Annotated in this window: 23 protein-coding genes, 1 tRNA gene and 2 pseudogenes; 15 read left to right on the forward strand and 11 right to left on the reverse strand. The window is 71.0% G+C overall.

Features of this window, described 5'->3' with window-relative positions:
- Positions 1-68: 68 nt before the first annotated feature.
- A complete protein-coding gene (locus ABZO29_RS25535; RefSeq protein WP_367322507.1) occupies positions 69-1,097 on the reverse strand; it encodes a P1 family peptidase in 1,029 nt (342 codons plus the stop codon).
- 404 nt (positions 1,098-1,501) lie between these two features.
- Here ABZO29_RS25535 and ABZO29_RS25540 point away from each other — a divergent pair, with 404 nt between their 5' ends.
- Positions 1,502-1,684: a hypothetical protein gene (locus ABZO29_RS25540; protein ID WP_367322508.1), complete on the forward strand. Its 183-nt coding sequence runs from the start codon at positions 1,502-1,504 to the stop codon at positions 1,682-1,684.
- Positions 1,685-1,710: 26 nt separating this feature from the next.
- Here ABZO29_RS25540 and mscL read toward each other — a convergent pair whose 3' ends face one another.
- From mscL to ABZO29_RS25570, 6 genes are all read right to left on the reverse strand, one after another.
- Entirely contained in the window at positions 1,711-2,181 is a 471-nt protein-coding gene (mscL, locus tag ABZO29_RS25545) for a large conductance mechanosensitive channel protein MscL (protein ID WP_367322509.1), read from the reverse strand.
- Between the two features lie 57 nt (positions 2,182-2,238).
- Positions 2,239-2,820, reverse strand: coding sequence for a hypothetical protein (locus ABZO29_RS25550; RefSeq protein WP_367322510.1), 582 nt, complete (start codon positions 2,818-2,820; stop codon positions 2,239-2,241).
- A 200-nt stretch (positions 2,821-3,020) separates the two neighbouring features.
- Positions 3,021-3,854, reverse strand: a complete 834-nt coding sequence (locus ABZO29_RS25555; protein ID WP_367322511.1) for an S-methyl-5'-thioadenosine phosphorylase — start codon at positions 3,852-3,854, stop codon at positions 3,021-3,023.
- A gap of 100 nt (positions 3,855-3,954) precedes the next feature.
- The gene (locus ABZO29_RS25560; protein ID WP_367322512.1) at positions 3,955-4,278 is read right to left on the reverse strand and encodes an FmdB family zinc ribbon protein; all 324 of its coding nucleotides are present in this window, start codon (positions 4,276-4,278) and stop codon (positions 3,955-3,957) included.
- Positions 4,279-4,345: 67 nt separating this feature from the next.
- A complete protein-coding gene (locus ABZO29_RS25565; protein WP_367322513.1) occupies positions 4,346-5,605 on the reverse strand; it encodes an MFS transporter in 1,260 nt (419 codons plus the stop codon).
- A gap of 221 nt (positions 5,606-5,826) precedes the next feature.
- Positions 5,827-7,350 (reverse strand): potassium/proton antiporter, encoded by a 1,524-nt coding sequence (locus tag ABZO29_RS25570; protein WP_367322514.1) that lies wholly within the window; start codon positions 7,348-7,350, stop codon positions 5,827-5,829.
- A 243-nt stretch (positions 7,351-7,593) separates the two neighbouring features.
- Between ABZO29_RS25570 and ABZO29_RS25575 the strand changes: the two genes are divergently transcribed.
- The gene (locus ABZO29_RS25575) at positions 7,594-10,365 is read left to right on the forward strand and encodes a penicillin acylase family protein (protein ID WP_367322515.1); all 2,772 of its coding nucleotides are present in this window, start codon (positions 7,594-7,596) and stop codon (positions 10,363-10,365) included.
- Positions 10,366-10,445: 80 nt separating this feature from the next.
- Here ABZO29_RS25575 and ABZO29_RS25580 read toward each other — a convergent pair whose 3' ends face one another.
- Positions 10,446-11,027 carry a 5-formyltetrahydrofolate cyclo-ligase gene (locus ABZO29_RS25580; protein WP_367322516.1) on the reverse strand — a complete coding sequence of 194 codons (582 nt, stop codon included), beginning with the start codon at positions 11,025-11,027 and terminating at the stop codon, positions 10,446-10,448.
- Between the two features lie 131 nt (positions 11,028-11,158).
- Between ABZO29_RS25580 and galU the strand changes: the two genes are divergently transcribed.
- From galU to ABZO29_RS25615, 7 genes are all read left to right on the forward strand, one after another.
- Positions 11,159-12,070, forward strand: coding sequence for a UTP--glucose-1-phosphate uridylyltransferase GalU (gene galU / locus ABZO29_RS25585; protein WP_367322517.1), 912 nt, complete (start codon positions 11,159-11,161; stop codon positions 12,068-12,070).
- A complete protein-coding gene (glp, locus tag ABZO29_RS25590; RefSeq protein ID WP_367322518.1) occupies positions 12,067-13,389 on the forward strand; it encodes a gephyrin-like molybdotransferase Glp in 1,323 nt (440 codons plus the stop codon). Before galU ends, glp begins: the two co-directional genes overlap by 4 nt.
- A 346-nt stretch (positions 13,390-13,735) precedes the next feature.
- A complete protein-coding gene (moaC, locus tag ABZO29_RS25595) occupies positions 13,736-14,248 on the forward strand; it encodes a cyclic pyranopterin monophosphate synthase MoaC (protein WP_367322519.1) in 513 nt (170 codons plus the stop codon).
- Positions 14,245-14,751 carry a molybdenum cofactor biosynthesis protein B gene (locus ABZO29_RS25600; RefSeq protein ID WP_367322520.1) on the forward strand — a complete coding sequence of 169 codons (507 nt, stop codon included), beginning with the start codon at positions 14,245-14,247 and terminating at the stop codon, positions 14,749-14,751. The genes moaC and ABZO29_RS25600 overlap by 4 nt, the downstream gene beginning before the upstream one ends.
- Entirely contained in the window at positions 14,748-15,401 is a 654-nt protein-coding gene (locus tag ABZO29_RS25605) for a GNAT family N-acetyltransferase (protein WP_367326242.1), read from the forward strand. Before ABZO29_RS25600 ends, ABZO29_RS25605 begins: the two co-directional genes overlap by 4 nt.
- Positions 15,402-15,585: 184 nt before the next feature.
- Positions 15,586-16,767 (forward strand): gephyrin-like molybdotransferase receptor GlpR, encoded by a 1,182-nt coding sequence (gene glpR, locus ABZO29_RS25610; protein ID WP_367322521.1) that lies wholly within the window; start codon positions 15,586-15,588, stop codon positions 16,765-16,767.
- Between the two features lie 124 nt (positions 16,768-16,891).
- Positions 16,892-16,965 (forward strand) — tRNA-Ala (locus ABZO29_RS25615).
- A gap of 77 nt (positions 16,966-17,042) precedes the next feature.
- On the opposite strand, the pseudogene ABZO29_RS25620 reads toward ABZO29_RS25615, so the two are convergent.
- Positions 17,043-17,819 (reverse strand): annotated as a pseudogene (locus ABZO29_RS25620) (ABC transporter permease); the annotation flags it as partial.
- A gap of 28 nt (positions 17,820-17,847) precedes the next feature.
- On the opposite strand from ABZO29_RS25620, the pseudogene ABZO29_RS25625 reads away from it, so the two are divergent.
- A pseudogene (locus ABZO29_RS25625) lies at positions 17,848-18,299 on the forward strand (LuxR C-terminal-related transcriptional regulator); the annotation flags it as partial.
- A 74-nt stretch (positions 18,300-18,373) separates the two neighbouring features.
- On the opposite strand, the gene ABZO29_RS25630 reads toward ABZO29_RS25625, so the two are convergent.
- Complete coding sequence (locus ABZO29_RS25630) at positions 18,374-18,850, reverse strand: GNAT family N-acetyltransferase (RefSeq protein ID WP_367322522.1); 477 nt, start codon at positions 18,848-18,850, stop codon at positions 18,374-18,376.
- Between the two features lie 68 nt (positions 18,851-18,918).
- On the opposite strand from ABZO29_RS25630, the gene ABZO29_RS25635 reads away from it, so the two are divergent.
- Positions 18,919-19,722, forward strand: coding sequence for an exodeoxyribonuclease III (locus ABZO29_RS25635; RefSeq protein WP_367322523.1), 804 nt, complete (start codon positions 18,919-18,921; stop codon positions 19,720-19,722).
- Here ABZO29_RS25635 and ABZO29_RS25640 read toward each other — a convergent pair whose 3' ends face one another.
- The gene (locus ABZO29_RS25640) at positions 19,723-20,343 is read right to left on the reverse strand and encodes a MerR family transcriptional regulator (RefSeq protein WP_367326243.1); all 621 of its coding nucleotides are present in this window, start codon (positions 20,341-20,343) and stop codon (positions 19,723-19,725) included. It lies immediately after the preceding gene.
- 177 nt (positions 20,344-20,520) lie between these two features.
- Here ABZO29_RS25640 and ABZO29_RS25645 point away from each other — a divergent pair, with 177 nt between their 5' ends.
- The 4 genes from ABZO29_RS25645 to ABZO29_RS25660 all read left to right on the forward strand — a co-directional run bounded on the left by ABZO29_RS25645 (position 20,521) and on the right by ABZO29_RS25660 (position 24,168).
- Positions 20,521-22,089, forward strand: a complete 1,569-nt coding sequence (locus ABZO29_RS25645) for a flavin-containing monooxygenase (protein ID WP_367322524.1) — start codon at positions 20,521-20,523, stop codon at positions 22,087-22,089.
- Entirely contained in the window at positions 22,086-23,003 is a 918-nt protein-coding gene (locus ABZO29_RS25650; RefSeq protein ID WP_367322525.1) for an alpha/beta fold hydrolase, read from the forward strand. The genes ABZO29_RS25645 and ABZO29_RS25650 overlap by 4 nt, the downstream gene beginning before the upstream one ends.
- The gene (locus ABZO29_RS25655; protein WP_367322526.1) at positions 23,000-23,896 is read left to right on the forward strand and encodes an SDR family oxidoreductase; all 897 of its coding nucleotides are present in this window, start codon (positions 23,000-23,002) and stop codon (positions 23,894-23,896) included. Before ABZO29_RS25650 ends, ABZO29_RS25655 begins: the two co-directional genes overlap by 4 nt.
- Before the next feature lie 89 nt (positions 23,897-23,985).
- On the forward strand, positions 23,986-24,168 hold the full coding sequence (locus ABZO29_RS25660; protein ID WP_367322527.1) for a hypothetical protein: 183 nt from the start codon (positions 23,986-23,988) through the stop codon (positions 24,166-24,168).
- Positions 24,169-24,275 lie beyond the last annotated feature (107 nt).

A 24,275-nucleotide genomic window follows, 5' to 3' on the forward strand; every position in this document is an offset into this window, starting at 1 on the left:
CCGCAGTCGGCACCATGACGTGACAGAACCGGGACAATCGCCCGTCGGACCCCGCCGCCCAACTCCCCCTAGCGGACCGCGTACAACTCCTCGTACGACGGCCACGCCCCGCCCGGCCCCTCCACCGACACGGCGGCGCGCACCGCGCGCACGATCGCGCGCGTCACCAGGTCCGCGCCCGCGGAGAGGATGTCGTTGAGTGCGAGCGGGCTCTCGGTGTCGAGCGGGTGTGCCCCTGTGGCCAGGGTGAACACCGTGTCCCCGTCATGGAGCAGGTGCACCGGCCGTACGGCGCGCGCGATGCCGTCGTGCGCTGTTCCGGCCAGCTTCTGTGCCTGCGCCTTCGACAACTCGGCGTTGGTCGCGACCACCGCGAGCGTCGTGTTGAGCGGGGGAGGCGTGTTCCTCGCCGCGGTCTCGGCGAGGCGCCTGCGGGCGGCCTCGTGGACGTGTGCTTCCGGCCGGTCCACGCGCCCCTGGAACAACTCCCCGTAAAGAACGCCCGTTTCCGGGTCCATCACCGACCCCACCGCGTTGGCCACCACCAGCGCGGCCACCGTGATCCCCGAGCCGAGGACGGTGCTCGCGGTGCCGACCCCGCCCTTCATCGACCCGACCACAGCGCCCGTACCGGCGCCCACGCACCCCTCCCGCACGGGGCTGCCGGGTTCGCTCGCCGCGGCAGCCTCCACCGCGGCCCGCCCGGTCGCCGCGTCCGGTCTCGCCCGGAAGTCGCCGCCCCGCCCCAGATCGAAGACGCAGGCCGCGGGTACCACAGGCACGACGTGCGCCGGATCCGCCCCGACGCGCACCCCGCGGCCCCGCTCCTCCAGCCAGGCCATCACACCGGACGCCGCGTCGAGCCCGTACGCGCTGCCCCCCGTCAGCACGATCGCCTCGACCTTCTGCACCAGGTTGCGCGGGTCGAGGGCGTCGGTCTCCTTGGTGCCGGGACCACCGCCGCGCACATCCACGGCCGCGACGGCCCCGCCCTCCGGGGCGAGCACGACCGTGGTGCCGGTGAGCCAACCGTCGCCGGTACGCGTCGCGTGTCCCACCCGCACGCCGGCGACGTCCGTCAAAGCGTCAACTGCCATGGGATCAGTGTCGCCCGGATGCCATGGGGATCAGTGGTGCCGGCGCCGAGCGCGCCCGGCGGTATCACGCCGCCAAGGGGCGGGGAGACAAGACGCCGATCCTGGACCGTCTTGTTCCTGACCGGCGAGACAGAACGCCGAGCCGCCGCGTCTGGACGTGGGATGCGAGGCGGTGGAATGCAGCAGGGCGAGGCGTGTGACCGAGGCAGCCGCGTAAGTCCCGCTGCACCGCCTCTGCGGCGACCCAGCGCCCTGTGGTCGGGCCTTCGTGCTGCACGACACCTCGCCCACCCCGGAGCAGATCGCTCGGGCCAGGAACACCTTCGCAGCCTACGACCGGTACGCGGTGTGAGCCCACGGTGCGACCGGGGCGCCGCCCGCCCGTGGGGCCGTACCCTGGAGGCATGAGCCCCGCCCCCGCCCGCGAACCGCGTGATCCGAAGGCTTCGCTGATCTTCGACGACCCGCTGGACGCGCAGTCCGCGGACGACACCGACCGGGGCTGGGGTGAGAGGCCGACCACCGACACCGACGGCGCGGCCGACCTGAAGCGCTTCCTCGACGAGAAGCCGCCGCACCACCTCTGAGCCCGGCGGAGCCGGCCGCGCCGCCGCTACCTCCCGTCCCGGCCGGAACCCCGCTGTGCGACCAGCGCGTCGCGGATCTCCTTCAGCACCTCCAGCTCGGTCACCTCGATGACCTCGTGCGTGCCCTCCCTCGCCTTCCTGCGCGCCTCCACCCGGGCGAGGTACTTCGCCATCGGCAGGACCATCAGGAAGTAGACGACCGCCGCGGTGATCGCGAAGCTGAGGGTGGCGCCGAGGACCGAGCCCCACAGGATCCTGACGCCCGTCGCGCTGTCGCCGGTCCCGGTGCAGGGGCCTTTCAGGCAGGAACTGTAACTGTCCAGGTTCTTGGTGCCGACCGCTCCGACGATCGGATTGATGATCCCCTTCACCACCGAGTTCACGATGTTGGTGAAGGCGGCGCCGATGACCACCGCCACCGCCAGATCGACGACGTTCCCGCGCATCACGAAGGCCCTGAAGCCCTGCCAGATGTTCGGATCCTTCTTCTCGCTCACCTCGGGGACTCTCCTCACACGCGCAGGTCGGGAACAAGGCGTTCCGCAACCTACGGCTCAGCACAGCGTCACCGCCAGTCGGGCCGTCGCGCTGGCGCCGACCAGGCGCGCCGCGATGGAACGCGGTACCGAGAGAACGACCAGCGCACCGCTGTCGGCCGCCTCATCCACAGGCTCCGGGACCTTTCTCACCAGGGCGCCGTGGGCGATCACCCGGGCGTCACCGCCGGTGGCCGTCTGCTCGGCCGCGATCACGTCGACACGGTCGCCGGGCCGCAGCAGCCGGACCGTGGCCCCGTCGGTGATCCGCACCGGGGCCGCGACCAGGCGGGCGGCGGGACGCGCGCGTACGGGATCGCCCGCGGTGGACTGCGTGCGGGCCGGGGGATCGCCGTCCGGGTGGCCACGGGCCCGGTCGGCGTCCTGAGGGCCCGCCGCCACAAGAGCGGCCGCGGTGACGGCGAGGCCGGCCGCCACGGCCCGCCTCCGCTGCCGTAGGAGCCGACGCAGCTGATACCGGCAACCGCCCACGCGCACCGGGGCGAAGTGCGGCACCTCGCAGGTGGCGGGAGTGTCGGTGCCGGGCGGGTGCGGAGAGGAAGAAGACGGGAGGAAGGGCGGGGGAGGGGAGAGGGACACGGGAAACACCACCTGCTGACGAGGGATCGGCTTGCGAGTCCCACGATGAGGCTTCGCCCCGCCGTCCGCTGAGGCCGGTGCGCAACCGGCGGGTTGTGGACAACTCCCCCACCCGAACGAGGCGTTCCGCCTTCACGTCCGACCTCGCCTCCCCGCCTCCCGGCCTTCCCCGCCAGACTCGCCTTCCTCACGATCTCCCGCTACGGCAGCTCGAACCCGGGATCCATCCCGCCCAGTGCCGTCATGCACAGACAGTCCCGCTCCTCGGTCGCCGGGAGTGCGGCCACCGCGTCGAACAGCACACCGCGCATCCGGTCCACGTTCGCCGCGAACACCCGCAGCACCTCCTCGTGCGAGACGCCCTCCCCGGTCTCCGCCCCCGCGTCCAGGTCGGTGACCAGGGCCAGCGACGAGTAGCAGAGCTCGAGTTCACGGGCGAGCGCCGCCTCCGGGTGGCCCGTCATACCCACCACCGACCAGCCCTGCGCCTGGTGCCACAACGATTCGGCACGGGTCGAGAAGCGCGGTCCCTCGATGACGACCAGCGTGCCGCCGTCCACCGCCTCCCAGTCCCGCCCACGCGCCGCCTTCAGCGCGGCCGCCCGGCCGGCGGGGCAGTACGGGTCGGCGAGGGACACGTGGACGACGTTCGGCACGTCGCCACCGGGCAGGGGCAGCCCGTCGAAGTACGTCCCCACCCTCGACTTCGTACGGTCGACCAGCTGGTCCGGGACGAGGAGCGTGCCCGGCCCGAACTCGGGACGCAGGCCGCCCACCGCGCACGGGCCGAGGACCTGGCGCACGCCGACCGAGCGCAGCGCCCACAGGTTGGCCCGGTAGTTGATCCGGTGCGGCGGCAGATGGTGGCCCCGTCCGTGCCGGGGCAGGAAGGCCACCCGCCGCCCGGCGATCTCGCCGAGGAAGAGGGAGTCGCTGGGCGCCCCGTACGGGGTGTCCACCTGGATCTCGGTCACGTCGTCGAGGAACGAGTAGAAGCCGGAGCCGCCGATTACACCGATCTCTGCGTTCGCCATGACCAGCACATTAGCTGGCCGGGACACGGCCCAACCGGCCGCCTTCGAAAACGCCGAAGACCCGGCCGTCGGTACGACGGCCGGGTCCCCGGAGCGGGCCTTACGCGGCGGAGCTGCTGCTGGAGGAGGAGCTGCTCGAGGCGGTACCGGAACTCGACGGCTTCGAGTCGGAGGAGGACGACTTCGAGTCCGAAGAGGACGACGCGGATGTCGACGGCTTCGACGCCGGCGAGCTGCTCGACGAGGAGCCGCGGCTGTCGTTGCGGTAGAAACCGGAGCCCTTGAAGACAATGCCGACCGCGGAGAACACCTTCTTCAGGCGGCCACCGCAGTTGGGGCACTCGGTCAGGGCGTCGTCGGTGAACTTCTGCACCGCCTCGAGGCCCTCGCCGCACTCGGTGCACTGGTACTGGTAGGTGGGCACTGTCTTCCTCCTGGCACTCTCACTCAATGAGTGCTAACGAGCGTCTATAGTGACGTATTCCTGAGGATCAGTCCACCGCCAACGGCACTCGGTGACCGACGCCACGTGCGACGGTACGGCCGCGGGGGAGGGTCACCAGCCGCGAGCGCAGCGCCAGCAGCGTCGCCAGGGCGAGCAGCGTGCCGCCCATCGGCACCAGGAATCCGGCACCGTCCCGCAAGCGGTCCTCCAGCTGTCCGGCGACCGTGACGGCGGCCGCCTGCCCGAGAGCCACCGCGCCGGTCAGCCAGGTGAAGGCCTCGGTCCGGGCCCCGGCCGGAACCAGGCCCTCGACCAGCGTGTACCCCGTGATCAGGGCGGGCGCGATGCACATGCCGACCAGGAGGCCGAGCGCGGCAAGAACGAGCACGGAGTGTGCGGCCCACAGGCCGGAGGCGGTCAGCGCCAGAGCGGCGTACCCCATCACGAGGCGCTGCTGCGGGGCGGCCCTCCAGGCCACGGCGCCGCAGACGACGCCCGAGAGCATGTTGCCCGCGGCGAAGACGCCGTAGAGAACGCCGTTGAGGCCGGGCCTGCCGATCGACTCGGTGAACGCGGCCAGCGAGACCTGCATGCCGCCGAAGACGGAACCGATGCCCAGGAAGGTCACGATCAGCACCCGCACCCCGGGGACGCGCAGTGCGGAATCGTGCCCCACGCGCGCGTGCCCGGCGATCGTCATGGCGGGCTGTGTGCTCTTCTGCGCGGCGAACAGCAGGCCGCCGAGCAGGGTGAGCGAGGCCTCCGTCACCAGGCCGGCGGCCGGGGTGACGGCGGTGCACAGGGCGGTCGCCAGCAGCGGGCCGACGACGAAGGTCAGCTCGTCGGTGACGGACTCGAAGGCCGCCGCGGTGGTCATCAGGGGTGAGCCCTTGAGCTTCACGCCCCAGCGGGCCCGCACCATGGGGCCGATCTGCGGCACCGAGGCGCCCGTGGGGACGGCCGCCGCGAACAGCGCCCACAGTGGCGCGTGCGCCAGCGCGAGCGCCGTCAGGGTGAGCCCCGACAGCGTGTGCACGATCACGCCGGGCAGCAGCACCGCGCGCTGGCCGTATCGGTCGGCGAGCCGGCCGCCGCAGGGCGCGAACAGGGCCATGGAGACGCCGGTGACGGCCGCGGCGGCGCCCGCCGCTCCGTACGAGCCTGTGGTGTGCTGCACGAGCAGCACGATCGAGATGGTGAGCATCGCGAACGGCTGGCGTGCCGCGAAGCCGGGGACCAGGAACGTCCAGGCGCCGCGGGTGCGCAGCAGCTGTCCGTATCCCGGACGAGTGACCGTGGATGCCACGGCCCGTGCCTTTCTGCCGCCTGGTAGCAAGCCCCTCCGGGGGCGCCGAGAGCTGTCCTCTTGCGCGGAGCTGCCGCGCCAGCTCTGCGTCAGGCAGAGTCGGTTCGATCAAGGTGCGCCTTCATCGTACAGTGATCAACGCCCGCTACACCTGTGAAAATGAGCACCATGAGGCGGTTCGCCTGCGATTCGTGGGGGTGTGAACCGTACGAAACGCGCCCTTAACGCCCCGCGCCGTTCGTCCCCAGCCATCCGGCCAGCTTGCCGCCGCGGCCCACCGCGCGCAGCCGCTTCTCGGCCGCGTCCCGGACGGGATCCGTGGCGACCACGAGCAGTTCGTCGCCGCGTCGCAGCACGGTCGTGGGCAGCGGAACGAACGACTTCCCGTCGCGGACGACGAGCGTGACCGCGGCCCCCGCCGGCAGCCGCAGCTCGTTGACCTCGACGCCGTGCATCTTCGACCCCTCGGGGATCGTGACCGACAGCAGATGCCCGCGCAGTCGCTCCAGGGGCGCGGACTCGATGCCCAGGTCGGTGGCCTCGGGTTCCTCGCCCAGGTCCAGCTTGCGGGCGAGCCACGGCAGGCTAGGCCCCTGGACGAAGGTGTAGACGACGACGAGGACGAAGACGATGTTGAAGATCCGTCGGCTGGCGTCGACCCCCTCCACCATGGGGATCGTCGCCAGGATGATGGGCACGGCGCCGCGCAGCCCGGCCCACGACATGAGCGTCTGCTCCTGCCACGGCACCCGGAACGGCGTCAGGCAGAGCACGACGCTCAGCGGCCGGGCCACCATGGTCAGTACGAGACCGATGGCCAGGCCGGGCCATACGTCGTCAACCATCTCGTGCGGCGTGACCAGCAGGCCGAGCAGGACGAACATGCCGATCTGGGCGATCCAGCCGAGCCCGTCGGCGAATCCGCGCGTGGCGGGCCAGTGGGGCAGCTTGGCGTTGCCAAGGACCATCGAGGCGAGGTACACGCCGAGGAAGCCGCTGCCGTGCGCGAGCGCGCCGGCCGCGTACGCCGTGACCGCGATCGCCATGACGGCGATCGGGTAGAGGCCGGAGGCGGGCAGCGCGACGTGCCGCAGCGCCCAGGAGCCCAGCCAGCCCACCGCGAGACCAATGGCCGCGCCGATGGCCAGTTCCAGCGCTATCTCGCCCAGCAGCAGGTACCAGTGCTCGATCGGGCCGGCCGTGGAGAAGGACACCACCAGGATGACGACGGGAGCGTCGTTGAAGCCGGACTCGGCCTCCAGCGTGCCCGTCACGCGCGCGGGGAGGGGGATCTTCCGCAGCACCGAGAAGACCGCCGCCGCGTCCGTCGAGGAGACCACCGCGCCGATGATGAGCGACTGCCGCCACTCGAGCCCGATCAGGTAGTGGGCACTAGCGGCGGTGACGCCGACGCTCACGCCCACACCGACCAGAGCCAGCACGGAGGCGGCCGGCAGGGCCGGCTCGATCTCCTTCCACTTCGTGCCGAGGCCGCCTTCGGCCAGGATCACGACGAGGGCCGCGTATCCGATGACCTGGGTCAGTTCGGCGTTGTCGAAGTGGATGCCGCCGATGCCGTCCTGGCCCATGAGGATGCCGATCCCCAGGTAAACGAGCAGGCTGGGGAGCCCGCTGCGCGAGGAGATCCGGACCGCTGCCACGGCGGCGAGCAGGACGAGCGAGCAGACGAGGAGTAGCTGGTTGAGGTGGTGGACAGTCAGCGGCTGTTCCCTTCCCTGGCTCACGCGTGAGGCACGCGCGCGTGAACGCTCCCGTACACATCGGACACGAGGCTGGGCGCGTTCGCACCCAAGTACTTCGTTACCTTACCTAACTCTTGACGATTTCTTGACGCTTGCCGAGGCAAGATCGAACGCCCGTGCCCACCGCTTCTCGACTCCGCGTCAAGTGGCGCGAGGCCCTGCGCCTATGGTTGCTCCAGCACTCCAGGACCGCCTGCCGCTCGCGTTAGGACAGCAAGGACAGCGATGCCCCCCAACACCACCGCCTCAACGGGTCACAAGCCCGGCAAGTCCGGCAGGAAGAAGGGGCGAAAAGCCCGTCTGATCGTTCTCGTCCTGGTGCTGGCCGTCGTCGGCGGGCTCGCCTTCGGCGCGTACTGGTCCATCAGCACCGTGCGCGCCTCCTTCCCGCAGACGAAGGGCTCAATCACACTCGAGGGCCTGTCGGGCCCCGTCGAGGTCAAGCGCGACGGCTACGGCATCCCGCAGATCTACGCCTCCTCCGACGAGGACCTGTTCATGGCGCAGGGCTACGTCCAGGCGCAGGACCGGTTCTACGAGATGGACGTGCGCAGGCACATGACCTCCGGGCGTCTGTCGGAGATGTTCGGCAAGAGCCAGGTCGAGAACGACGAGTTCCTGCGCACTCTGGGCTGGGACCGGGTCGCCGGGCAGGAGTACGACACCAAGCTGTCCGCCGCCACGAAGAAGTACCTCCAGGCGTACGCCAAGGGGGTCAACGCCTACCTGAAGGGCAAGGACGGCGAGGACATCTCCCTGGAGTACGCGGCCCTCGGCTTCACCAACGACTACAAGCCCGCGCAGTGGACGCCGGTCGACTCGATCTCCTGGCTGAAGGCGATGGCCTGGGACCTGCGCGGCAACATGCAGGACGAGATCGACCGCGCCCTGATGACCAGCCGCCTCGGCCCCAAGGAGATCGCCGCGCTGTACCCGGAGTACCCGTACAGCCAGAACGAGGCGATCGTCCAGGAGGGCCAGTACGACGAGCTCACCAAGACCTTCGAGCAGGAGGGCGGCACCAGCGGCACCGGCGGCACGTCCACGAACGGCACGACGGGCACTGGGGCCACGGCCTCGTCCGCGGGCACCTCGGCCCTGCAGAGCCAGCTGTCGGGCCTCTACAACGTCCTGGACGACCTGCCGACGGCCGTCGGGGTGAACGGCAGCGGCATCGGCTCCAACTCGTGGGTCGTCGCCGGGAAGTACACCATCACCGGCAAGCCGCTGCTGGCCAACGACCCGCACCTGTCGGCCTCGCTGCCGTCCGTCTGGTACCAGATGGGCCTGCACTGCCGCACCGTCTCCGACAAATGCCAGTACGACGTCACCGGCTACACCTTCGCGGGCATGCCCGGCGTGATCATCGGCCACAACAAGAACATCGCCTGGGGCATGACCAACTCGGGCGTCGACGTCACCGACCTCTATCTGGAGAAGCTCTCCGGTGGCGGCTATCTGTACGACGGCAAGGTGAGGCCCTTCACCTCGCGCGAGGAGACCATCAAGGTCGCCGGCGGAACGCCCAAGAAGATCGTCGTCCGGGAGACCAACAACGGACCCCTGCTGTCCGACCGCGACGACGAACTCGTGAAGGTCGGCAAGAAGGCCACCGTCAACACCGCGGCGCCCGACCGCGGCGACGGCTACGGCGTCGCCCTGCGCTGGACGGCACTGGACGCGGGCACCTCCATGGACGCCGTCTTCGCGATGGACAAGGCGGCCGACTGGAACGACTTCCGTGCGGCGGCCAGGCTCTTCGACGTCCCCTCGCAGAACCTCGTCTACGCCGACACCGAGGACCACATCGGCTACACGCTGCCCGGAAAGATCCCCACGCGCGCGTCGGGCGACGACGGCTCGATCCCGGCGCCGGGCTGGGACTCCAAGTACAGCTGGACCGGCTACATCAAGTTCGACGAGCTGCCCTACGAGCTCGACCCCGAGCGCGGCTACATCGTCACCGCCAACCAGGCCGTCGTCGACAAGGACAAGTACCCCTACACGCTCACCACGGACTGGGGCTACGGCACCCGCAGCCAGCGGATAAGCGACCTGATCGAGTCGAAGACCAAGGGCGGCGGCAAGATCTCCACGGACGACATGCGCCAGATGCAGCTGGACAACAGCAGCGAGATCGCCAAGCTGCTCGTGCCCAAGCTGCTGGCGATCGACGTCGGTGACAAGGACGTCCGCGAGGCGCAGAAGCTCCTCGAGGGCTGGGACTACACCCAGGACGCCGACTCGGCGGCCGCCGCCTACTTCAACGCGGTGTGGCGCAACATCCTCAAGCTCGCCTTCGGCAACAAGCTGCCCAAGGAACTGCGGGTCAAGGGCCAGTGCCTGTGGGTCGAGCCGATCGACACCACCGGCCCGGTGGACGACACCGACAAGGTGCGCGAATGCGGCGAGCGTGACGCCGACCAGGCGCAGCCGGACGGCGGCGACCGCTGGTTCGAAGTGGTGCGCAGCCTCATGGACGACGAGGACAGCGACTGGTGGAAGACGCCGGCCGGAGTGGGCGACCGTCCCAAGGCCGACAACCGCGACGAACTGTTCAAGCGCGCCATGATCGACGCCCGCTGGGAGCTGACCTCCAAGCTCGGCAAGGACATCGACAGCTGGAGCTGGGGCCGGCTGCACCGCCTCTTCCTGAAGAACCAGACCCTGGGCACCGAGGGTCCCGGCTTCCTGCGGTACGTCCTCAACCGCGGCCCGTGGAAGCTCAGCGGCGGGGAGGCCACGGTCAACGCGACCGGCTGGAACGCCGCCGGCGGCTACGGCGTCGTATGGGTGCCGTCGATGCGGATGGTGGTCAACCTCTCCGATCTCGACAAGTCGAAGTGGATCAGCCTCACCGGCGCCTCCGGTCACGCCTACAGCGCGCACTACACCGACCAGACCGAGAAATGGGCCAAGGGCGAACTGCTGGACTGGGCCTACTCGTCCAAGGCCGTAGACGACAGCACCAGGGACACGCTCGTGCTGAAGCCATGAGTCACTGAAGGCGAATTGCCGAAGGGGCCCTCCACGCGCGCGTGGAGGGCCCCTTCGCACGGAAGGCGTGCGGGGTCGGATCAGGCGGTCCCGAAACGGCGTACACCCGACGGTGTCACCACCGCGTGCACCGGCCGGTCGTGCGCCTCCTCCGGAACGTGCTCGACGATCTCGGAGTCGTACAGCAGCACCACCAGCGCGGAGCGTGCGCCCGAGCGTTCCAGACGCGCGAGGACGCGGTCGTACGATCCCCCTCCGCGCCCCAGACGCATACCGCGCGAGTCGACCGCGACTCCCGGCAGCAGCACGACATCGGCGCTCGTCACGGCGTCCGGGCCGAGGCGTTCGCCGGCGGGCTCCAAGAGGGCCATTTTTCCGCCGTGTTGGACACGTGTGAGGGAGCCCTCACCGCCGTACACGCCCCAGTCCAGGTCGTTGTCGGGCAGCAGAGCGGGGAGCAGGACACGCACCCCCCGCGCGCGCAGTGCGTCCAGCAGTGCGAGTGTTCCGGGTTCGCTCCCCACGGAGACGTATGCCGCCACCGTGCGCGCGCGTGCCAGCTCGGGCAGTTCCAGCGCCCGCTCGGCCAGCGCGGCGGCCGTCTGCTGCATGTCAGACGCCGTCAACCTGTTCCTCACCGCGAGGAACTCTCGCCGCAACATACGCTTGCCAGACTCGGCGGCGCGTCCGCTGTGACTCACCTGTGCTCCCGTATCGATCCAATGTGCTCATATGGGAATGATTGATCCGGAGCCGAAGATTCCCCGCAAACGCACCGGATAAGGTTGCGGGCATGACTCAGTCGCACCCCAGGATCAGCAAGGCTGTCATCCCCGCGGCCGGCCTCGGTACCCGGTTCCTTCCGGCGACCAAGGCCACTCCGAAGGAGATGCTGCCGGTCGTCGACAAGCCGGCGATCCAGTACGTGGTCGAGGAGGCCGTAGCGGCCGGCCTCGACGACGTTCTGATGATCACGGGCCGCAACAAGCGGCCCCTCGAGGACCACTTCGACCGCAACTACGAGCTCGAGTCGGCCCTCCAGAAGAAGGGCGACGCCGGCCGCCTCGCCAAGGTCCAGGAGTCCAGCGACCTCGCGACCATGCACTACGTGCGTCAGGGCGACCCCAGGGGCCTCGGCCACGCGGTCCTGTGCGCCGCACCGCACGTCGGGCACGAGCCCTTCGCCGTGCTGCTCGGCGACGACCTGATCGATGCGCGCGACCCGCTGCTCAAGCGGATGATCGAAGTCCAGGGGCAGCACGGGGGCAGCGTCATCGCCCTGATGGAGGTCGCGCCCGAGCAGATCCACCTCTACGGCTGTGCCGTCGTCGAGGAGACCGAGGACAGCGACGTGGTCAAGGTGAGCGGCCTGGTCGAGAAGCCCGACGCGGCGGACGCCCCGTCGAACTACGCGGTCATCGGCCGCTACGTCCTCGACCCGCACATCTTCGACATACTGCGCAAAACCGAGCCCGGCCGGGGCAACGAGATCCAGCTCACCGACGCCCTGCAGCAGCTCGCCCAGGACGAGAAGGTCGGCGGTCCCGTGCACGGCGTCGTCTTCAAGGGCCGCCGTTACGACACCGGCGACCGCGGCGACTATCTGCGTGCCATTGTCAGACTCGCGTGCGAACGTGAAGACCTGGGCCCGGACTTCCGGACCTGGCTTCGCAGTTACGTAGCCGAGGAGATGCAGCAACATTGAGCAGCGCCGCGCCCCGCACCACCGGTCAGGAACACCTCTGGTCGGTGGACGAGCACCTGGAGGACATCCTCGCGACCGTCCGCCCCCTGGAGCCCATCGAGCTGCAACTGCTCGACGCCCAGGGCTGCGTACTGGTCGAGGACGTCACGGTGCCGGTCTCACTCCCGCCGTTCGACAACAGCTCCATGGACGGGTACGCGGTGCGGGTCGCGGATGTCGCGGGCGCGAGCGAGGAGTTCCCGGCGGTCCTGGACGTCGTCGGGGACGTCGCGGCCGGCCACGCCGAGCCGCTCCACGTGGGACCGGGCCAGGCCGCCCGCATCATGACCGGTGCGCCGCTGCCGCCCGGCGCCGAGACGGTGGTCCCCGTGGAGTGGACCGACGGAGGACTCGGCGAGGGGCCGGTGAGCGGGATGCGCGCCCGCAGCCTGTCCGCCGACGGCGACACCGGGTACGTGCGCGTGTACCGGCCGGCCGAGGCGCGCGCCCATGTGCGCGCGACGGGCAGCGACGTGAAGGCCGGGGACCGTGCCCTCGAGGCGGGCACGGTCCTCGGGCCTCCGCAGATCGCGCTGCTCGCCGCGATCGGACGCGGCTCGGTACGCGTACGCCCGCGCCCGCGTGTGGTCGTCATGTCCACCGGCAGCGAGCTCGTCCAGCCCGGCGAGGAGCTGGGCAGCGGCCAGATCTACGACTCCAACAGCTTCGCCCTCACCGCGGCCGCCCGCGACGCCGGCGCCATCGCCTACCGGGTGGGCGCCGTCGCCGACGACGCCGAGACGCTCCGCTCCACCATCGAGGACCAGCTCGTCCGCGCCGACCTCATGGTCACCACGGGCGGCGTGAGCGTCGGGGCGTACGACGTCGTCAAGGAGGCCCTCTCGCACGTCGGCGACGAGGACGAGGCGGGCAGCGGCATCGAGTTCCGCAAGCTCGCCATGCAGCCGGGCAAGCCCCAGGGCTTCGGCTCCATCGGCCCCGACCACACGCCGCTGCTGGCCCTGCCCGGCAATCCGGTGTCGTCGTACGTCTCCTTCGAGCTGTTCGTCCGCCCCGCGATCCGCACCCTCATGGGCCTCGGGGACGTCCACCGGCCCACCACCCGGGCGACCCTCACTTCGGACAAGGCGCTGACCTCGCCGAAGGGGCGCCGGCAGTTCCTGCGCGGCACGTACGCCGACGGCGCCGTCACCCCGGTCGGCGGAGCCGGATCGCACCTGGTCGCGGCCCTCGCACACGCCGACGCGCTGATCGTCGTCCCCGAGGACGTGGAGTCCGTCGAGCCCGGCACCGAGGTCGAGGTGGTCCTGCTCGGCTAGTGCCCGTCCGGCGGATCAGGCGGCAGGAAAGCGGCGGCGCCGGTCCTGTGCCGGTGAGTGGGGCGATGGGGCGCCTCCCGCGCGAGGTTGTTCGAGCGGGGGGCGTGCAGCTGCAAGGCGGAGAGACAGTCGTAGCGGGGCTTCGGCGACCGACGACCACGCGGCGGATGCGCGTGCCGGGCCCGGCGGCCGCGGCATGATCCGCCGGACAGGCCCCGGGACGCGTGCGTGCGCGTCCGTGCGCCGGTCCTGGTCCGTTGCGGGCGCCGGCATAGGGGTACCGTGTCGCGCACAGCAGGCCCGTGCGCCGCACCGCGACGGGCCCGGACCGGGAGCGCCACACACCATGACTGTGCCTTCCCGGGGGGAGACCCCCGGACCCCCTGTGCAGGAACGGCTGACGCACATCGACGACGCGGGGGCCGCCCGCATGGTCGACGTGTCCGGCAAGGACGTGACCGCGCGCACCGCTCGTGCGAGCGGACGCGTCCTGGTCTCGCCGCGCGTGGTCGAGCTGCTGCGCGGCGAAGGGGTTCCCAAGGGGGACGCCCTGGCGACGGCGCGGATCGCGGGCATCATGGGCGCCAAGCGCACGCCGGACCTGATCCCGCTGTGCCACCCGTTGTCGGTGTCCGGTGTGAAACTGGATCTGTCGGTCGCGGACGACGCCGTGGAGATCCTTGCCACAGTGAAGACGACCGACCGCACGGGCGTCGAGATGGAGGCCCTCACGGCGGTCTCCGTCGCCGCGCTCACCGTGATCGACATGGTCAAGGCGGTCGACAAGGGAGCGGTCATCACGGACGTTCGCGTGGAGGAGAAGACGGGCGGCAAGTCGGGCGACTGGAGCCGGGAATGACGTATCGCGCTCTCGTGGTCACCGCCTCCAACAGGGCGGCCGCCGGGGTGTACGAGGACAAGGGCGGCCCGCTGATCGCCGACGGCCTGAAGCGCTTCGGGTTCGACGTCGACGGGCCGCAGATCGTCCCCGACGGCGACCCGGTGGAGGCGGCCCTGCGCGCCGGCGCGGAGGCCGGCTACGACGTCGTCGTCACGACGGGAGGCACCGGGCTGTCGCCCACCGACCGCACACCCGAGGCGACCCGCGAGGTGATCGACTTCGAGGTGCCGGGCATCGCGGAGGCCATCCGGACGTTCGGACTGCAGAAGGTGCCCACCGCGGCGCTCTCCCGGGGCCTGGCCGGAGTGGCGGGACGGACGCTGATCGTCAATCTGCCGGGTTCCACCGGCGGGGTGCGCGACGGACTGGCCGTCCTGGAGCCCCTGCTGGTCCACGCCGTCGACCAGATCCGCGGCGGCGACCACCCCAGACCCGATGCCGGCAGTGGGGGTGCGAGCTGAACAGCCCATCCTGGCCCGTCGTACTCGCGGAGGGCGATGTCGTCCTCCGGCCGATAAAGCTGCGCGACCAGCGGGCCTGGCGCGAGGTCAACCGGCGCAACCGGGACTGGCTGCGGCGCTGGGAGGCGACCATACCGCCGCCCACGCCCAGCGGGCCGGTCGCGCACCGGCCCACGTACCGCCAGATGGTCCGGCATCTGCGGTCCGAGGCGAACTCGGGCCGGATGCTGCCGTTCGTCATCGAGTACCAGGGGCGGCTCGTAGGGCAGTTGACGGTCGCCGGAATCACGTGGGGCTCGATGTGCTCCGGGCACGTCGGTTACTGGGTGGACGAGGCGGTGGCCGGTCGAGGCGTGATGCCGACGGCTGTGGCGCTCGTCGTGGACCACTGTTTCCGGACCGTCGGACTGCACCGCATCGAGGTCTGCATTCGCCCCGAGAACGGGCCCAGCCGCCGGGTCGTCGAGAAACTCGGATTCCGTGAGGAGGGGCTCAGGCCCCGTTATCTCCACATCGACGGAGCCTGGCGCGACCACCTCGTCTTCGCACTCACCGCCGAAGAAGTACCGGAAGGTCTGCTCGCCCGCTGGCGCCGCACCCGCTCGCAGCAGCCCCGGAACCCGCAGAACACACCGGGGAATCCCGCCTAGACCGAAAATTGAATACGTGTTCGAAATTGATCGGTTGTTGACCGTCTCAGGGCCTTGAATTCCCGCCCATGACGGCCTGCTGATCGTCTTGGTCACAAAAAAAGCTCGAAATATCAGCCAGATCGTGCGACACACCGGCGCAATTGGCGGATGGCCTCGCGCAAACCCCTCTACCGTGTGAGCTGTGAGCAGCAGCGGCCTCATCTATGCAGTCATTGTCGGGGCCTGGGCCGCCTACCTGGTGCCGATGTGGCTCCGTAGGCAGGACGAGCTGAACGAGGCCCGTCCGACGGAGCGCTTCAGTACCGCCATCCGGTTGCTGTCCGGACGGGCGGGGATGGAGCGCCGGTACGCCAAGGACCTCCGCGCGCGCTCCACCGAAGAGGGGGAGCGCGACGCCGACGATCCGGATGCCGCCACCGACTCGGTGGACGTCCGGGCCTTCGCCATGCCTCCGACCCGTCCGAAGGCGCAGACCGTGGTTCAGGCACCGGGCAAGGGACGACCCGATCCGGCCCGTGGCCCGGAGCGCGCACAGGACGGGCGCAAGCGGGCCCCGGCCGCCCGGCGGGCGCCCTCCGCGCAGGCGGACGCGGCGCGAGCCCGGCGCTCGAAGGTGCTCGCACGCCGTCGGCGTACAACCGTGATGCTGTTCCTCGCCTTCACGCTGGGCGCGATCGTCGCGGCCGTCGGGGGGCTCGCGTTCCTGTGGGCGCCGGGCGTGCCCGCCGTACTGCTCAGCTCGTACATCGCGCACCTGCGTGCCCAGGAGCGCCGCCGCTTCACCTACCAGATGGACCGGCGCCGCGCCGAGGCCGCGGCGCAGCGGCTGCGGGAACGTGCGCGCCAGCCGCGCCGGCGCGCCTCCCTCGACGCGGGCGTCGATGCCGGCGCCGACGAGCCGGAGGGCGGGCCAGCGGTCGAGACCGACCCCGGGCTGTCGGCGCTCGCGGCGGACCGGCGGGCGCTCGTCGAGCAGACCGATCACGCGGAGTGGGTCGATCAGCAGCGTGAGCGGGTCCGGCGGCCCGGGCAGGGGGACAGCTGGGATCCGGTGCCGGTTCCCCTGCCGACGTATGTGACCGCGCCGGTCGCTCCGCGGGCCACGTCCGATGTGGATCTGGGGGCGCCGGACGCGTGGAGTTCGGCGCGGTCGAGTTCGGTCGCGCCGGAGTCGGAGCCGCAGCCCGCGACGCCCGCCGAGGGAACGCAGGAGCCGCCGTCCGGCGAGGAGGACAAATCCACCGCGGACGGGCGCACCGACGCGCGTCGCGCCGCGTCCGCGCGCCGGGCGCGCGGACGCGGACGCACACCGTTGTTCGACCAGTACGAGGACGGCGAGCGGCCGCGCGCGGCCAACGAGTGATCGCGAACGCCCCTGGCGATCACCGGTAGGCCTCCCGACGGAGGCTCAGGTGCTCCGCCGCTGGTCGGCGCGGAACGGATTTCCAAGCACCCGGACGAGGATGCTAGAGTTTCACTCGTTGCAAGGGCCTGTGGCGCAGTCCGGTAGCGCACCTCGTTCGCATCGAGGGGGCCAGGGGTTCAAATCCCCTCAGGTCCACGCAGCATGGAGCCCCGTCGGCAGTCGCCGACGGGGCTCCATCGTGTTGTGCGGTGGGTCACTGACGTGTGCCCACCGCCCAGGGCCGGCCACGGGAGGGTGAGCGGGGCCGGGGCCGACAGCAGGTGCAGGGCGCCGCGCATGCCGAGCGGGTTGAGGACCGTCACCAGCAGGCCCAGCAGTGCACCGACCGCGACGACGGTCACGGCCTCCGCGGCGACCAGGCGCAGCACCTGACCGGTGGTGGCTCCGGCCGGCCGCAGGGCCGTGAGTTCGCGGGTCCGGTCGGAGGTGGCCATGAGCAGGGTGTTGGCGAGCGCGATGCCGGTGTGGAGGAGGGCGATGCCCAGGACGAGGAGCACGCCGAGCCGGGTCGTGCCCTTGGTCTCCGGGTAACTGGACCTCGTCCACTGGGCCTTGGTGAACACCTGCGCCTGCGACGACGCTCGCAGGGCCTTGCGCAGGGCCCGCTCCACCGCGGGCGCCTCCGCCCCGTCCTTGACCCGCACGTCGATCCGGTCCACCGGTGCGCGCGGGGCGTTGGCCGCGGTGACGTACACGCCGTTGTCGCTCGGTGCCGGTGGCCGGTACCGCGGCGATCCGCAGCGACCTGCGCGTGCCGTCGCCGAGCCGGACCCGCACGCGCTGTCCGACCGTGTGCTGTGCCCACTCCTCGTTGACGACGATCGAGTCGTCGTCCAGGTCGGCGACCCGGCCGGCCGTCACCGGCAGCCGTACGGTGTCGGCGAGAAGGGCCGGATCGGCCGCGCGCGCCCCGGACTTGACGAGGGCCACGCCGTCCTCGAGGACAACACCGCTGTCGAGGAGCTGGGGGAGACCTCGGCGCCCGGCACCACGGGGGAGAGAGCCGGGCGGCCCCGGCTGCACGCGGCCGTGCGGTTGCGTGAGGAACGGCCCGCGCTGCCGGTGCTGGTGCTCAGCCAGTTCGTGCAGCGGGCGTACGCCGCCGACCTGCTCGACTCCGGAGACGGGACCGCTGTGGGCTATCTGCTCAAGGACCGGGTGGGACAGGTCGAGGAGTTCGTGCACGCGCTGGGAGAGGTCGCGGCCGGTGGGACGGCCGTCGACCCCGAAGTCGTACGACAGCTGCTGCGCCGCCGCCGGGATCCGCTCGCGTGGCTCACCCCGCGGGAGCGGGAGGTGCTGGCGCTGGTCGCCGAGGGCAGGTCCAACGGTGCGATCGCGCGCCAACTGGTGGTGTCCGAGGCGGCCGTCGGCAAGCACATCGGCTCCATCCTCACCAAGCTCGACCTCGTTTGGCCGAGGAGACCCACCGCAGGGTCCTGGCGGTGCTCGCCTTCCTACGGGCCTGAGGCCGGCCAACCGCCGCACATCATGGGCTCGGCTGACGCACGGGCTGCACGGCACGGCGCGCCGCCGGCCGTGCTCACAGCGGCTTCGCGAAGCACCGGCTCGCCTCGTGGAAGCGGTAGTAGCCGAACTTGGTGCACGGCTCGTACCCGCTGGAGACGTAGAGGGCGATGGCCTCCGGCTGCTTGTCGCCCGTCTCCAGGACCATGCGGGCACGGCCGGCCGCGCGGGCGTCCTCCTCGAGGGCGGCCAGGATGCGTCTGGCGAGGCCCCGGCCGCGCATCTGCGCCATGACGAACATCCGCTTGAGCTCCGCGTCCCCGTCGAGGTTGCCCTCCGCGTTGGCGTTCTGGGCACGCCAGCCGCCCGTGGCCACGGGGCGGCCGGTCTCGTCGTACGCGATCAGGTACACGCCGTTCGGCGGCTCGAAGTCCGCCGGGTTGAGGGGAGTGGCGTCGCCGCCGTCGCCGTAGCGGACGTGGTACTCGGCCTGTACCTCGTCGTTGAGCTTGACGGCGTCGGGGTGGTCGAAGGAGACGCGGCGTATATTCATGCTGGTCACTGTACATCTATGCGATATCGGGGTCCGGGCTCCATCCAGTGTGCCGGTATCGTGCCCGCGTGCTGACCGTGACCAGTGTGAACGTGAATGGACTGCGCGCCGCCGCGAAGAAGGGCTTCGTGGAGTGGCTCGCCGGGACCTCCGCCGATGTGCTCTGCCTGCAGGAGGTGCGCGCGGAGCCGCAGCAGTTGCCGGAGCACGTCCGCGCCCCGGAGGGCTGGCACGTGGTGCACGCGCCCGCCGCCGCCAAGGGCCGCGCCGGCGTCTCCCTCTACACCCGTCGCGAGCCCGACCGGGTCCGCGTCGGCTGGGGCTCGGCCGAGTTCGACGGCAGCGGGCGGTACGTCGAGGTGGACCTGCCGGGTGTCACGGTCGCCTCCCTCTACCTGCCGTCCGGCGAGGTCGGCACCGAGCGCCAGGACGAGAAGGTCCGCTTCATGGGCGAGTTCCTCGCCCACCTCAAGGAACTGCGCGAGCGGTCCGCCGCCGACGGCCGCGAGGTCCTCGTCTGCGGCGACTGGAACATCGCCCACCAGCAGGCCGACCTCAGGAACTGGCGCGGCAACACCAAGAACTCCGGCTTCCTGCCGGAGGAACGGGAGTGGCTGGGGCGGGTCTTCGATCCGGCGGACGGTGGCTACGTCGACGTCGTACGGTCGCTGCATCCGGACGTGGAGGGGCCGTACACGTGGTGGTCGTACCGTGGGCGGGCCTTCGACCACGACACGGGTTGGCGCATCGACCTCCATGTCTCGACGCCGCGTCTGGCGGCCAGGGCCGTCAAGGGCCTGGTGGAGCGGGCGGCCACGCACGCCGAACGCTGGTCGGACCACGCGCCGGTGACCGTCGTCTACGACCTCTAGCTAGTCGCGCTTGCGCAGCCGTCGGTCCAGCGCCAGTGACAGCTCCGCCTCCACCACGCTCCGGGCCAGGGGTCGCAGTCGTTGCAGGTCCTCCTCGGGGCCGTGTCGCAGGACCAGGTCTGCGAAGAGTTCCGCGAGGGCGTCCACGTGCTCGCGGACTCGTTTGCCCGCCGTAAGCACCTCGGCGAGCGGGATGCCCTCGCGGACCAGGGCGGAGGACACGTCCAGCAGCCGGCGGCTGATGTGGACGATCTCGTCGCCGTCGGTGCCGAGGTAGCCGAGTTCCATGGCGGCGGCGAGGTTCTCCGGGGTGACCTCGCCCTCGAAGCGGGCGGCGAGCTCCTCGGGGCTGAGGCGGACGGGTTCCTCCTCGGTGGGGGCGTCGACGCCGAGCAGGTCGGCGACGTCCCGGCCCTGGTCGAGGGCCTCCGCGAGTTCCGCGATGCCGCTGAGGGTGTGGCCGCGTTCCAGCAGTGCCGAGATGGTTCGCAGGCGGGCCAGGTGGTGGTCGTCGTACCAGGCGATGCGGCCCTCGCGGCGGGGCGGCGGGATCAGCCTGCGTTCGCGGTAGAAGCGCAGGGTGCGCACGGTGATGCCGGCCAGCCGGGCCAGCTCCTCCATGCGGTACTCGCGGGGTCCGTCGCGTCGTTCTCCCTCTTCTGCCACGTCGGCAGCCTATGGTGTGCCGCCGGGACTTTCCTTGCCCCCGCCCCCTACCGCTCAGTACGGAGCTGCTCTACGCTCCCATTGCGCCAGTGTTCACTGGCACAATCATGGGCTATGCGTGGAGGCTTCGGGATGGCCGAGCACGAGCACGAACGCGTCGAGCACGTACGGGTGGCAGTGGTCGGATCAGGGTTCGGCGGGCTGGGGGCCGCCGTACGGCTGCGGCGCGAGGGCGTCACCGACTTCGTCGTCCTGGAGCGGGCCGGCGGCGTCGGCGGCACCTGGCGGGACAACAGCTATCCGGGCTGTGCCTGTGACGTGCCGTCCCATCTGTACTCGTTCTCGTTCGCGCCCAACCCCGACTGGCCGCGCACCTTCTCCGGTCAGGAGCACATCCGCGCCTACCTCGAGCACGTCGCGGACGTCTTCCGGCTGCGTCCGCACATCCGCTTCGACTCGGAGGTGAAGCGGATGACCTGGAACGCCGAGCGGCTGTGCTGGGACATCGAGACCAGCGGCGGGCGCCTGTCCGCGGACGTCGTCGTCTCCGCCACCGGACCGCTGTCCGACCCGAAGATCCCCGACATCCCGGGCCTCGACTCCTTCCCCGGCAAGGTGTTCCACTCCGCCCGCTGGGACCATGACCACGACCTGCGCGGCAAGCGGGTCGCCATGGTCGGCACGGGCGCCTCCGCCATCCAGATCGTGCCGTCCATCCAGCCGGACGTCTCGCGCCTCACGCTCTTCCAGCGCACCCCGCCCTGGGTGATGCCCCGGGTCGACCGGGCGATCACCGACGCGGAGCGCCGGCTGCACCGGAGCCTGCCCTTCACCACGCAGCTGCGGCGCGGACTCCTGTGGGGAATCCGGGAGCTGCAGGTCCAGGCGTTCACCAAGCATCCCAACGAGCTGGGTCTGGTCGAGCAGTTGGCCAAGCGCAACATGGCCCGCTCCATCAAGGACCCGGACCTGCGCGCCAAACTCACCCCCGACTACCGCATCGGCTGCAAGCGGATCCTGCTGTCCAGCGACTACTATCCGGCGCTCGCGCAGCCGAACGTGGACCTGGTGGCGAGCGGGCTGAGTGAGATCCGCGGCTCGACCCTCGTCGCCGCCGACGGCAGTGAGGCCGAGGTCGACGCGATCGTCTTCGGAACGGGCTTCCACGTCACCGACATGCCCATCGCCGAACGGGTCGTGGGCGCTGACGGGCGCACGCTGGCCGAGGCCTGGAAGGGTGGCATGGAGGCGCTGCGCGGTGCGTCCGCGGCCGGCTTCCCCAACTGGATGTCGATCATCGGGCCCAACACCGGGCTCGGGAACTCCTCGATGATCCTGATGATCGAGTCCCAGCTGAACTACATGGCCGACTTCGTACGGCAGCTGGACGTGCTGGGCGGACGCGCGGCCCTCGACGCCCGTCCGAGCGCCGTGCACGCCTGGAACCGTCGCGTGCAGGAGCGCATGAAGCGCACGGTCTGGAACACGGGCGGCTGCACCAGCTGGTACCTGGACGCGAGCGGCCGCAACACCACCATCTGGCCGGGCACCACGAGCGAGTTCCGGCGCGCGACACGGCGTGTGGACCTGGCGGAGTACGAGGTGCTGCGCCCGCAGGCCGACGAGAGCGCCGACGCGGACGGTGCACGGCCCACGAGCCGGAGCGCAGGCGCGAAGAAGGGCGCGGAGGTGGCATCGTGAGTCGTCCGACTCCTGTGGCATCCGGCCCGTACGCCCCTCCCGTCCCCGTCCGCGAGCTGATCGCCGTCTCTGCCGACGGCGCCCGATTGCACGTCGAGGTGCACGGCTCCGAGAGTGCGCCCCCGGTCGTGCTCGCCCACGGCTGGACCTGCTCCACGGCCTTCTGGGCGGCGCAGATCCGCGATCTGGCCGTCGACCACCGGGTCATCGCCTACGACCAGCGCGGCCACGGACGCACCCCGGCGAGCCCGGCCTGCACCACGGACGCGCTCGCCGACGACCTCGAAGCCGTACTGAGGGCGACCCTCGCGCCGGGCGAGAGGGCTGTGATCGCCGGACACTCCATGGGCGGCATGACGGTGATCGCCGCCTCCGTCCGCCCCGCTTTCCGGGAGCACGCGGCGGCCGTTCTGCTGTGCAGCACGGGCAGTTCGCGGCTGGTCGCCGAGTCGACCGTCGTACCGATCCGCGCGGGACGGTTGCGGACCTGGCTGACCCGGCACATCCTCGGGTCGCGGGCGCCGCTCGGTCCGGTCACGCCGATCGCCCGGCGGATCCTCAAGTACGCCACCATGGGCGCCGGTTCGACGCCGCACATGGTCGAGGCGTGCGCCCGGATCGTGCACGCCTGCCCGCGCAGAGTGCGGTACGCGTGGTCGCACGTGCTCGATCTGCTGGATCTCGACGCCGGGGTACGGCAGTTGGAGGTGCCGACGGCCGTGGTCGTCGGTACGGCCGACCGGCTGACCCCGCCCGTGCACGCGCGCTCGCTGGCCGCCGCGCTGCCGACGTGCGTCGGACTCACCGAACTGCCGGGGCTCGGCCACATGACGCCGGTGGAGGCGCCCGAGCTGGTGACCGGGAAGATCAGGGAACTCGCCACCACGTACACACGGTTGAAGGAGGGCGCATGAGCAGGGTGAGCCTCGAAGGCCGGGTCGCGGTCGTCACGGGGGCCGCGCGGGGCGTCGGCGAGCTGCTCGCCCGCAAGCTCTCCGCGCGCGGGGCGAAGGTGGCCCTGGTCGGCCTGGAGCCCGACGCGCTCAAGCAGGTCTCCGAGCGGCTGCACGGCGACAGCGACCACTGGTACGCCGACGTCACCGACCACGAGGCCATGGCGCGGGTCGCGGTGGAGGTCGAGGAGCGGTTCGGGAAGGTCGACATCGTGGTCGCCAACGCGGGTGTCGCCAGCGGCGGTCCTTTCGCCGGCTCCGACCCGGAGGCCTGGCGGCGGGTGATCGAGGTCAACCTCATCGGGTCGGCGGTGACGGCCCGGGCCTTCCTGCCGGCGCTGATGAAGAGCCGGGGATACCTGCTGCAGATCGCCTCGCTCGCGGCCATCACTCCGGCGCCCATGATGACGGCGTACTGCGCCTCCAAGTCGGGCGTGGAGGCGTACGCGCACAGCCTGCGCGCCGAGGTCGGCCACCAGGGCGTCAAGGTCGGTGTCGCCTATCTGTCGTGGACCGACACCGACATGGTGCGCGGGGCCGACCAGGACGAGGTGATGCGGGAACTCAGGGAGCGGCTGCCGTGGCCGTCCAACAAGACCTATCCGCTGGGGCCTTCGGTGGACCGGATCGTGGCCGGGATCGAGCGGCGGTCGAGCCATGTGTACGGACAGTGGTGGCTGCGGGGGATGCAGGGGGTGCGCGGGTATCTGCCCGGCATCATCGGAACGGTGGGACAGCGGGAGATGAGGCGGTTCGCCGGCCGGCTGGAAGGCGTGCGGACGGGACTGGTCGGCGCGGGCGGAGCAGCCGACGAACAGGCCCGTGAACAGGCCCGCGCTACGCACCGTAGTTGATCGAAATGCGGCCTGTGTCCTGCCGTGCAAATCTGGTCGAGGCCCCAACAGGGGGCCAATCCCCCCACCCACCACGGGAGTGAACCCACATGGGTATGAAGGACCAGTTCCAGGACAAGTCCGAGCAGTGGCAGCAGCAGGCCAAGCACAAGGCCCAGCAGGCCAAGGAGCAGGCTCAGCAGCGTGGCCGGCAGCGTGGTGAGCGCGACGAGGAGTCCGAGCGGATGGAGCGGGAGGACGAGGACCGCTTCAGCCAGGACTACGACGCGTAGCCGCTGCGCTCGGCTTTGGCCGATGACGTGACGTGGGGTGCCCTTCTTTTGGGGCACCCCATGTTTTTGCCGGCGTTTTGGGTGCGTTGTCGGGTGCGGCCTTGTGG

The organism is Streptomyces sp. HUAS ZL42 (assembly GCF_040782645.1).
GTDB lineage: Bacteria > Actinomycetota > Actinomycetes > Streptomycetales > Streptomycetaceae > Streptomyces.